This window comes from Sphingomonas sp. (assembly GCF_042096255.1).
Lineage (GTDB): Bacteria > Pseudomonadota > Alphaproteobacteria > Sphingomonadales > Sphingomonadaceae > Sphingomonas.
This window is the reverse complement of the sequence record NZ_JBELLZ010000103.1, coordinates 1-9,981: the sequence shown is the minus strand read 5'-3', so window position 1 is coordinate 9,981 and position 9,981 is coordinate 1. Positions and strand designations below refer to the sequence as shown.

The window sequence follows — 9,981 nt, the reverse complement described above, 5'->3', positions numbered from 1 at the left end:
CGCGACGATGCCGGGCTGGTTGGAGCAATAGAGCGTCAGCAGGCAGGATAATGCGATCATCGGAGGCCCTGTTCTTCGTGTCAGAGGGAAGCGGCGGTGATCTCGATCCAGTGCCGCAGGCCGGCATGCAGGCTGCGGAACACCGCGAGGTCGTAGGTGGGAGCGTCGTCGACCTGCCAGACGATCACGCCGATATGCGCGATCACGCTGGTCGCCGCCGAGCCGGGGCCGAAGGCGTCGGGATGCAGATCGATCGATAGGCCGCGGCGAAGCAGGCGTCGTGCATCGGAGCCCGATAGCCGCGTGACGACATAGCTGCTGCTCTGGTCGGTGATGGAGGCGAGGCCGGAGAGACGTTCCTGCAACCCGTCTGCCCAGTCCAGCGAGTCGGTCTCGGCCATCGCCAGCCAGGTGCCGGGCCCGGTGCCGAGCAGGGCCAGATCGGTGCCGGCGACGAAGGCGGGGCGGGTGGGCGCGACGAGGCCCAGCGCCTCGCCGATCGCGGCGGCACCGACGCCCTTGCGCGCCATGACGCTGGCGATGGCGAGGCCTGGCCGCTCGGTGATGGTCAGCGCATCAGCCATGGAGGCGCGCTCCTTCGGGATCGACGAAGACGGGGGAGCAGACCTCCGCCTCGACATCGCCATCGCGGACCGGATCGTGGACGATCACCCGCTCGCCCTGACGCGCCGGGCCGTTCGCCAGCAGCGCGAGGCCGATCCAGTGGCCCAGCGTCGGGGAGAAGGCCGCGGAGGTGACATGGCCCTGGTCGTCGGAGGCGGTGCGGATGGCGATGCCGGCGGGCAGCAGGTGCGCGCCCGCGCGGAGCCGCGCGTCGCCGATCGGCCGGAGCCCGACAAGGGTGGGACGCGCCGGATCGACCAGCGCCGGACGCTGCGCCATCGCACGGCCGATGAAGTCCTTCTTCGTGGAAAGCATGCGGCCCAGCCCCAGATCGGCGGCGGTGGTTTGGCCATTCAGTTCGTTGCCCGCGACATGGCCCTTCTCGATCCGCATCACCCCCAGCGCCTCGGTGCCATAGGGAACGACGTCGAGCGGATCGCCCGCGGCGAACAGGTGCTGCACCAGCGCGGCGCCATGGCGGGCGGGTACGCTCACCTCATAGGCCAGCTCGCCCGAGAAGGAGAGGCGATAGATCCGGCCGGGCATGTCGTGCCAGCGGAACATCGCCGCCCCCATGTAGGGCAGCGCCGCATCGTCGAGTGGGACATGGGGGAATGCCGCCTGGAGCAGCGCGCGCGCCTTGGGCCCGGCGACCGCATAGGTGGACCAATTCTCGGTCACCGACGTCGCCTGCACGTCCAGCCCAGGCCAGGTCACCTGCCGGGCGTGGTCGATATGCTGCATCACCCGCGCCGCATTGGCGGTGGTGGTGGTGACAAAGAAGCGATCGTCGGCGAACCGGGTCACGGTGCCGTCATCGAACACGAAGCCGTCCTCGCGCAGCATCAGGCCATAGCGGGCGCGCCCGACCTTCAGCGAGGACATCATGTTGGCGTAGAGCCGATCGAGCAGCGCTCCGGCGTCCGGCCCCAGCACGTCGATCTTGCCCAGGGTGGAAACGTCGCAGATGCCGACGCCGGTGCGCGTGGCCGCCACCTCCCGGTTCACCGTCTCCAGCCAGTCCGCCTCGCCGGGGCGCGGAAAATATTGCGCGCGCTTCCACTGGCCTGCATCCACGAAGACCGCGCCGCGTTCGCGCGTCCAGTCGTGCGCGGCGGTATGCCGCTCGGGCCGGAAATCCGCGGCGCGATGGTGGCCGGCGAGCACGCCGAGAGACACCGGCAGATAGGGCGGGCGCGAACGGATGGTGCCCGCCTCCGCGATCGACTTGCCGGTCGCGGCGGCGAGCAGCGCGTGGCCGTTGAGCTGGCCGGTCTTACCCTGGTCGGTCGCCATGCCCAAAGTGGTGTAGCGCTTGAGATGCTCGATCGAGACGAAGCCCTCGCGCGCGGCGAGCGCGATATCCTTGTCGGTCACGTCATGCTGGAAATCGACAAACGCTTTGCCCTTGCCGCCGGGTACATGCCACAGCGGCGAAACCCGCGACGGATCGTCGCTGGCATCCGGCACCGTCATCGCGGCGCCAGCGTGACCTAGCGCGGCGGCGATCTCCCCGGCGGCGGCAATCCCGCTGGCGAGCGCCGCGTGCAGCGCCATGTGGCCGTCCGCCGCCCCCGCCGTGCGCAGCCCGGGAGGACCGTCGCGCAGCACGAAGGCGTGAAGGTCTTCGGACCAGACCGGCTTCGCGCCCATGTTGCTGCCGATGCCGACCGCCGGGTTCCAGCCGCCGGCCATGCCCAGGAAATCGGCGGAAACGCGATGATCTTTTCCCTGCGCGTCGCGGATGGTGGCGCCCCGCATGACGCGCCCATGCACGCTCTGGACCACGGCGCCGGCGAACACACGTACCCCGGTGCGGCGCACCGCCTCCGCCATCGGCGGGGCCTCCGTCCGGCTGTCCACCACGGCGGTAAGGGTGACGCCTGCCGAGAGCAGGTCCATCGCGGCGCGCCAGCCGCTATCACCGGTAGTGAAGACGATGCCGCACCGTCCCGGCGCCACCGCATGACGCGTGGCATAGGCCTGTGCGGCGGAGGCCAGCATCACGCCCGGGCGATCGTTGTTGGCGAAGGTGATGGGCCGCTCCGTCGCGCCGCTGGCGAGGAGCGCGTGGCGGGCGACGATCTTCCAAAGGCGCTGCTTCGGCTGGCCCGGCAGCGGGGCAGGGAGGTGGTCGGAGATGCGCTCCACCGCGCCATATTCGTGCCCGTCGAACACGCCGAACACCGTCGTCCGGGTCAGTACGCGCACGTTCGCCATGCCGCGGAGCTCGGCAAGCGCGAGATCGACCCAGGCGACACCCGACATGCCGGCCACCTCGTGCCGCTCGGCGAGCAGCTGGCCGCCAGCGCGCGCGTCGGTTTCCGCCAGGATCACGCGCAGCCCCGCGCGGCCCGCCGCCAGCGCCGCCGCCAGTCCGGCGGGGCCCGCGCCGATCACCAGCAGGTCGCAGAAATCATGCTCGCGGTCATAGCTGTCGGGATCGGGCAGGCCGGAGAGCGCGCCGAGGCCGGCGGCGCGGCGGATCGCCGGTTCGTACAGCTTCTCCCATGCCTTCGCCGGCCACATGAACGTCTTGTAGTAGAAACCGGCGACGAACAGCGGCGAGGCCAGCTGGTTCACCGCCATCGCGTCGAACGCCAGGCTGGGCCAGCGGTTCTGGCTGCTTGCGGCAAGGCCGTCGTACAGTTCGATCGTGGTCGCAGTGGTGTTCGGCTCGGCATGCGCGCCGGTGCGCAAGGTCACCAGCGCATTGGGTTCCGCCGGCCCGGCGGTCAGCACGCCGCGGGGGCGATGGTATTTGAACGACCGGCCGACCAACCCCACGCCGTTCGCCATCAGCGCGGAGGCGAGCGTGTCTCCGGTCAGCCCGGTCATCGCGCGCCCGTCGAAACTGAAGCCGAGCGGTGCGGAACGGTCGACAAGACCGCCCGTGGCGAGGCGGTAGCCGCTCATGCCGCGCCGCCCCCCGCGAGGGTGCTGGCCAGGATCGCATGGTCGCGGGTATCGCGCGTCACCTCGATCCAGGTGCGGCAGCCCTGAGCATGGTACCACAGTTCGCGCATCGGGCCGGCGACATTGTCGCGAAGGTAGACGAAATCGTGGAAGCCCTCCGCATCGTCGGGCCGGCGCGGGGCGGCATCGCCGCGATAGACGAACTCCTGGGCGTCACGCTCGCCGCAATAGGGGCAGGGAATCCTCATGCGTGTCGCCTCAGTGCAGGTTGGGCTGCGCGCCCTGGCCCTTCTCGTCGATCACCGCCCCCAAGCGGAAGCGATCGAGCCGGAAGGCGGCGGCGGTCTCGTGCGGCGTATCGGTGGCGAGCAGATGGGCGAAGCACCAGCCGGAGGCGGGCGTCGCCTTGAACCCGCCATAGCACCAGCCGGCGTTGACATAGAGGCCGGGCACGGGCGCATGGTCGATGATCGGGGAGCCGTCCATCGTCATGTCCATCACGCCGCCCCAGGCGCGCAGCAGGCGGGCGCGACCGATCATCGGCATCAGCGCCATACCTCCCTCGCACACGTCTTCGATCACCGGCAGGTTGCCGCGCTGGGCGTAGCTGTTGTACCCATCGATATCGCCGCCGAAGACCAGCCCGCCCTTGTCGGACTGGCTGATGTAGAAATGCCCCGCGCCGAAGGTGATCACGCCCGGGATCAGCGGCTTCAACCCCTCGCTGACGAAGGCCTGGAGGACGTGGCTCTCGATCGGCAGGCGCAGGTCTGCCATCGCCGCGACGACCGAACTGTGCCCGGCGACCGCCATGCCCACCTTGCCCGCGCAGATCGGCCCGCGCGTCGTCTCCACGCCGGTCACCGCGCCGGAGGCGTCGCGCAGGAAGCCGGTGACCGCGCAGTTCTGGATGATGTCCACGCCGCGGTCCGATGCGGCGCGGGCATAGCCCCAGACCACGGCGTCATGCCGCGCGGTGCCGCCGCGGCGCTGGAGCAGGCCGCCCTGAATCGGAAAGCGCGCGCCTTCGAAGTCCAGGAAAGGCGCCATCTTGCGTACGCCGTCCTGGTCGAGCAGTTCCGCATCCACGCCGTGCAGCCGCATCGCATTGCCGCGCCGGGCGTAGGCGTCGCGCTGCGCATCCGAATGATAGAGGTTGAGCACGCCGCGCTGGCTGACCATCGCATTGTAGTTCAGGTCCTGCTCCAGGCCCTCCCACAGCTTCATCGACCATTCGTAGAAGGGTTCGTTGCCGGGCAGGCCGTAGTTCGAACGGATGATCGTGGTGTTGCGCCCTGCGTTGCCGCCCCCGATCCAGCCGCGCTCCACCACTGCGACGCGATGGATGCCATGGTTCTTCGCGAGATAATAAGCGGTGGCGAGGCCGTGGCCGCCCCCGCCGATCACTAGCACGTCATAGGCCGGCCGGGGCGCGGCGTCGCGCCAGGCGGGCCGCCAGCCGCGATGCCCGCGCAGGGCGTTGGTCAGAAGGCTGAAGCCGGAGTAGCGCATCGGTGAAACGGACCGATCCTTGAGATGTTGCCTGTGAAGAAAGATATGTTCTTCCACGGCCCACCGCTTGTCCCTATGCGGCATGATTATGCCCATCAGCGACGCACAAGCGGAAATCCACCTCGGCCTGTTGCTGATCGACGATTACGCGCTGCTCTCCTACGCCTCGCTGATCGAGCCGTTTCGCGCCGCCAATGCGCTGGGCGGGCAGGCACGCTATCGCTGGACGCATTTCTCGGTCGACGGCGGACCGGTCGCGGCCTCCAACGGGGTAATGGTCCTCGCCGACCGGCGGGTGGGGGAGGACGCGTCGTGCGACCTGCTGTTCGTGGTGGCGGGGGGCGACCCCCGGCGCTTCGCCGATACGGCGACCTTCGCCTGGCTGCGCAGGCTGGCGAGCTTGGGAACGGCGCTCGGTGGGGTCTCGGGCGGGCCGTATCTCCTCGCGCGCGCGGGCCTCCTCGATGGTCATCGCGCCACGGTACATTGGGAGCATGCGGACCTGCTCCGCGACGGCTTCCCGCGCGTCGCGCTGGAGGGGGGGCTGTATGTGATCGACCGGCAGCGGATGACCTGCGCGGGCGGCACCGCCGGGCTGGACCTGGCGATCGCGCTGATCGGCCGCGATCACGGCCCGGACCTGGCGCTGCGCGTGGGGGAATGGTTCATCCGTACCGATGCGCGGGGGCCCGATCGATCCCAGCGTGCGAGCCCCGCCGATCGGTTTGGCGTGCACGATGCGCGGCTGCTGCGTGCGCTCGCTGCGATGGAGGGGGCACTCGAGGAGCCGCTGGGGCCGGAGTCCCTCGCGATCACGGCGGGCCTTTCGCGACGGCAGCTGGAGCGGCTGTTCCAAAGGCTTTTGGGCACCGGTATCGGTGAGGCGTATCTGCGCCTCCGGCTGGATCATGCCCGCCATCTCCTGCGCGCCACCGGCCTGTCGGTCACCGACGTTGCGGTGGCGTCCGGCTTCGCGAGCGCCAGCCACTTCTCGCGCGTCTTCAAGGCGCGCTTCGGAATAGCGCCGCGTGACGCACGACCCTCCGCGATGGATCAGAAACGGGCCGACATCGCCGCCACGTTGCGCTAGGGGAAAGAAATTTCACGCTTGATGGCACGGACACGCAAGCGCACGGCGCGAGATCGGATGAGGAAATGGCAATGAGCAGATCGTTGCGGGCCGCTGAAGCGGCCGCGCCCGACCCCGAGGACTACCGCACCGGCTCCGGCGCGCCATCGGTCGATCCGCGCCAGTTGGAGAAGGAACTGGGCAACCAGATTCGCCTGCTGCGCCGCCGGCAGGATCTGTCCGTTTCCGATCTTGCGAGCGCGGCGAACATCTCGCTGGGCATGATGTCCAAGATCGAGAACGGCGGCATCTCCCCCTCGCTGACCACGATCCAGTCGATCGCGCGCGCGCTGTCCGTGCCGATCTCCACGCTGTTCAGCTCGGTCGAGGAGCGGCAGGACTGCTCGTTCGTGCCGGCCGGGCAGGGGGTGAGCATCGAGCGGCGCGGCACCAAATCCGGCCACAATTACCAGCTGCTCGGCCATCTGCTTCGCGGCGAGGTGATGGTAGAGCCGTACCTCATCACGCTGCGCGAGGGCGCGCAACCGCACACCAGCTTCGCGCACCAGGGATCCGAACTGATCTTCATGCTGGAGGGCGAGGTCTCCTACCGGCACGGCAGCGAGACCTACCACCTGCGGCCCGGCGACACATTGCTGTTCGATTCGGGTGCGCAGCACGGGCCCGAGGAGCTTTTCGGCCAGCTGACCCGCTACCTCTCGATCATCATCTACCCGCGCAGCGCCGCCTGACAGCCCCGCGCGGGCAGCATGATCAGCTGAGGCGGTAGGCGCTCTCGCCGTGCGTGGTGATGTCCAGGCCGGCCTGCTCCTCCTCCGGCCCCACCCGCAGCCCCACGGTCAGGTCCGCGATCTTGAGCGCGATCAGCGTGGTGACGATGCAGACCAGCGCGCTGAACGCCATGATCCCCAGCTGCACCCCCATCTGGCCCAGGAAGCCGCGATCCTGGAGATAGCCGGTGCCCCCCAGCGCAGGCGTGGCGAACACGGTGGTCAGCAATCCGCCGACGATCGCGCCCACGCCGTGGACGCCGAACACGTCGAACGAATCGTCATAGCCGAAGCGATGCTTCAGGCTCTCCACCGCCCAGACGCAGGCGGGGGAGACCAGCAGACCCACCCCGATCGCGCCCATCGGCGAGACGAAGCCGCAGGCCGGGGTGATCGCCACCAGCCCCGCGATCGCGCCGGAGACCGCGCCCAGCGTGCTCGGTCGGCCGCGTTGGACCCATTCCACCGCCAGCCAGGACAGCGCGCCTGCCGCGCCGCCGAGCAGGGTGTTGACCATGATCAGCATCGCGAAGCCGTTCGCCACCAGCGCGCAGCCACCGCAGAAGGCCAGCCACCCCACCCACAGCATCGCGCCGCCGGTGAACACCATCGTCATGTTATGTGGCGCCATCGCGGGAGTGCCCAGGCCGTGGCGGGGCCCGATCACGATCGCGGCGACCAGCGCGGCGATGCCGGCATTCAGATGCACCACGTTGCCGCCCGCGAAATCCTGGACACCCACGCCGAACACCCAGCCGCCGCCCCACGCCATGTGCGCCATCGGGACGTAGTTGATCAGGAACCAGACGGCCATGAACACCAGCACCGCCGGGAACCGGATCCGCTCCGCGAAGGCCCCGACGATGATCGGCGGGGTGATCGCCGCGAACAGCATCATGAACAGCAAATAGAGGTATTCGGGGATGGTGCCGACCAGCGAGTCCGCCGTCACGCCGTTCAGGAACAGCTTGCCGACGCCGCCGATCACCGCGGGCATGCTGCCGGTGGCGTCGAAGGCCAGCGAATAGCCGACCATCGTCCACAGCACGCACACCATCGCGGCGGTGGCGAACACCTGAGTCAAGATCGAGAGCACGTTCTTGGTCCGCGCCAGCCCGCCGTAGAACAGCGCCAGCCCCGGCAGCATCATCAGCATCACGAACAGCGAGCAGCACGCGACGAAGGCGGTATCCGCGCCGCTCAGCGCCGGCGCGGGCGCCTGCGCGATCGCTTGCCCCGGCACAATCGTCGCCAGTATCCCCAGGCCAACCGCGGTGCGCCGCCAACCTTCAATCCGCATCGTGTCGCAACCCCCCTGTCCGTCCGGCCGCGGCACCCCCCCGGTCGCGCGTGTCGGTCAGGCCCGCACACGCGTCTTGTCGGGATCATAGTGCGGGAACCGCACCACCGTCGCCCCGATCCGTTTCTGGTGGCCGTCAAGCTTGCCGATTTCCAGCGCGGTGCCAAGCTCCGACGCGGAGACGTCCACCCGCGCCAGTGCGATCGTCTTGCCCAGGATGGGCGACCGCGTCGCGCTGGTGATCACGCCCATCTGCATCCGGCCGCGGTAGACGGGATCGCCGTGAGCGACGGGCTCGCCGCCCTCGATGTCCAGCCCGACCAGCGCGCGCTGCGGCGCCTCGCGACGGCGGCGCAGCGTCTCGTCGCCGATGTAGCGTGCGGTCTTGGCCTTGGGCACAGTAAAGCCGATGCCGGCCTCGAACGGATCGGTCTGATCGCAGAAGTCGTAGCCGGCGAACACCAGGCCCGCCTCGATCCGCACCATGTCCAGCGCGTCGAGCCCGAAGGGCAGCATCCCGTGCGGCGCTCCCGCCTCGAACAGCGCATCCCACAAGGCGGGTGCCTTCGTGGGATGGCACCAGATCTCATAGCCCAGCTCGCCGGTATAGCCGGTGCGCGAGACCATCACCGGCACGTCGCCGATCCGCCCCGTCGTGAAGCGGAACCACTTCAGCTCCTCCACAGTGGCGAGGTGGCGCGGGGTGACGACCAGCGGCGCCAGGATTTGGCGGGCGAGGGGGCCCTGCAGCGCGACATTGTGCAACTGGTCCGTCGAGGATTTCACGAAGACGTTCAGGCCCTCGCGCGCGGCCAGCTCGCGCAGCCACACGCCGCTGTAATCCTCGCCGCACACCCAGCGGAAGGCGTGCGTGCCCATCCGGAAGACGGTGCCGTCGTCGATCATCCCGCCGGTCTCGTGGCACATCGCGGTGTAGACGATCTGGCCGACCGCCACCTTCGATATGTCCCGCGTCATCGCCAGCTGCATCAGCGCCTCGGCATCGGGCCCGGTCACCTCGAACTTGCGCAGCGGGGAGAGATCCATCACCACCGCACGCTCGCGACATGCCCAATATTCGGCGATCGGCCCCTCGCCGGTGAAGCAACCGGGCAGCCAGAAGCCGCGATATTCGACGAAGGTGCGGGTCAGCGGCGCGGTGCGCGGGTGGAAGCCGCTCTCCCGTGTCAACCGGGGCGGGGCATCGGGAGTCATGCGATGGGCGATCCCTGGGCTGAGCGCGGCGCCTGCGTCATAGACGCGCACATGGATGTCGGTGGGGTTCCAGCCGTTCGCCGCGTCGATATCGTCGGCGCAGGAAGAGGAAGCGCAGACCAGGTCGGTCAGCGCGCGCAGTAGCACATAGTCGCCGGGCCGGGACCAGGGCTCGTCGAACCCGATCTGCTCATGCTCGTCGACCGCGGTGTTGTAGAAGAAGTTGATCGCCGGCCAGCCCTTGCGTGGCGCCACGCCTTGCGGCTGGAGCTCGCGGTTGAAATTGTCGGTGCAGTTATCGTGGCCCGGATAGCCTAGGTCTTCGTAATATTTCGCGCTGCACGCCAGCAGGAAGGTATCGTGCCGCCCCACGGTATCCCGCACGATCTCCACCAGCGGGCGCATCTCGGCATCGAAATAGCGCGAGTGCAGCCCCGGCTTGGCGAAGGCATTGCCCATCAGCGTGCGGGTGACGGTGGGGTCCAACCCCAGTTCGGTGCCATGCTCCAGCGCCGCCGCGTCGAACGCGAGGAAGTCGGAGCACTGTTTTCCCT

Annotated in this window: 8 protein-coding genes; 2 read left to right on the top strand and 6 right to left on the bottom strand. The window is 69.1% G+C overall.

The genetic code is table 11. The annotated features are described in order from the left end of the window. Positions 1 to 80: 80 nt before the first annotated feature. From ACFDTH_RS15435 to ACFDTH_RS15420, 4 genes are read right to left on the bottom strand one after another with little or no spacing between them, the layout of a single operon-like run. Positions 81 to 584, bottom strand: coding sequence for a sarcosine oxidase subunit gamma (locus ACFDTH_RS15435; RefSeq protein WP_375288450.1), 504 nt, complete (start codon positions 582 to 584; stop codon positions 81 to 83). Further along, the gene (locus tag ACFDTH_RS15430; RefSeq protein WP_375288449.1) at positions 577 to 3,540 is read right to left on the bottom strand and encodes a sarcosine oxidase subunit alpha family protein; all 2,964 of its coding nucleotides are present in this window, start codon (positions 3,538 to 3,540) and stop codon (positions 577 to 579) included. Before ACFDTH_RS15430 ends, ACFDTH_RS15435 begins: the two co-directional genes overlap by 8 nt. Further along, on the bottom strand, positions 3,537 to 3,788 hold the full coding sequence (locus tag ACFDTH_RS15425) for a sarcosine oxidase subunit delta (RefSeq protein WP_375288448.1): 252 nt from the start codon (positions 3,786 to 3,788) through the stop codon (positions 3,537 to 3,539). The genes ACFDTH_RS15430 and ACFDTH_RS15425 overlap by 4 nt, the downstream gene beginning before the upstream one ends. Positions 3,789 to 3,798: 10 nt before the next feature. Then, complete coding sequence (locus tag ACFDTH_RS15420) at positions 3,799 to 5,052, bottom strand: sarcosine oxidase subunit beta family protein (protein WP_375288447.1); 1,254 nt, start codon at positions 5,050 to 5,052, stop codon at positions 3,799 to 3,801. Between the two features lie 88 nt (positions 5,053 to 5,140). Here ACFDTH_RS15420 and ACFDTH_RS15415 point away from each other — a divergent pair, with 88 nt between their 5' ends. Both ACFDTH_RS15415 and ACFDTH_RS15410 read left to right on the top strand, forming a co-directional pair. Further along, the gene (locus ACFDTH_RS15415; RefSeq protein ID WP_375288446.1) at positions 5,141 to 6,142 is read left to right on the top strand and encodes a GlxA family transcriptional regulator; all 1,002 of its coding nucleotides are present in this window, start codon (positions 5,141 to 5,143) and stop codon (positions 6,140 to 6,142) included. Between the two features lie 71 nt (positions 6,143 to 6,213). Continuing rightward, positions 6,214 to 6,873 (top strand): helix-turn-helix domain-containing protein, encoded by a 660-nt coding sequence (locus ACFDTH_RS15410; RefSeq protein ID WP_375288445.1) that lies wholly within the window; start codon positions 6,214 to 6,216, stop codon positions 6,871 to 6,873. A 22-nt stretch (positions 6,874 to 6,895) separates the two neighbouring features. Here ACFDTH_RS15410 and ACFDTH_RS15405 read toward each other — a convergent pair whose 3' ends face one another. Beyond that, positions 6,896 to 8,212 (bottom strand): ammonium transporter, encoded by a 1,317-nt coding sequence (locus tag ACFDTH_RS15405; RefSeq protein ID WP_375288444.1) that lies wholly within the window; start codon positions 8,210 to 8,212, stop codon positions 6,896 to 6,898. 57 nt (positions 8,213 to 8,269) lie between these two features. Continuing rightward, on the bottom strand, positions 8,270 to 9,981 hold a 1,712-nt coding region (locus ACFDTH_RS15400), incomplete at its 5' end, for a DUF1989 domain-containing protein (protein ID WP_375288443.1).

Coding starts and splice junctions, on each gene's coding strand:
- ACFDTH_RS15410 (WP_375288445.1), top strand. CDS start 6,214: ATGAGCAGATCGTTGCGGGCCGCTGAAGCGGCCGCGCCCGACCCCGAG.
- ACFDTH_RS15430 (WP_375288449.1), bottom strand. CDS start 3,540: ATGAGCGGCTACCGCCTCGCCACGGGCGGTCTTGTCGACCGTTCCGCA.
- ACFDTH_RS15420 (WP_375288447.1), bottom strand. CDS start 5,052: ATGCGCTACTCCGGCTTCAGCCTTCTGACCAACGCCCTGCGCGGGCAT.
- ACFDTH_RS15435 (WP_375288450.1), bottom strand. CDS start 584: ATGGCTGATGCGCTGACCATCACCGAGCGGCCAGGCCTCGCCATCGCC.
- ACFDTH_RS15425 (WP_375288448.1), bottom strand. CDS start 3,788: ATGAGGATTCCCTGCCCCTATTGCGGCGAGCGTGACGCCCAGGAGTTC.
- ACFDTH_RS15405 (WP_375288444.1), bottom strand. CDS start 8,212: ATGCGGATTGAAGGTTGGCGGCGCACCGCGGTTGGCCTGGGGATACTG.
- ACFDTH_RS15415 (WP_375288446.1), top strand. CDS start 5,141: ATGCCCATCAGCGACGCACAAGCGGAAATCCACCTCGGCCTGTTGCTG.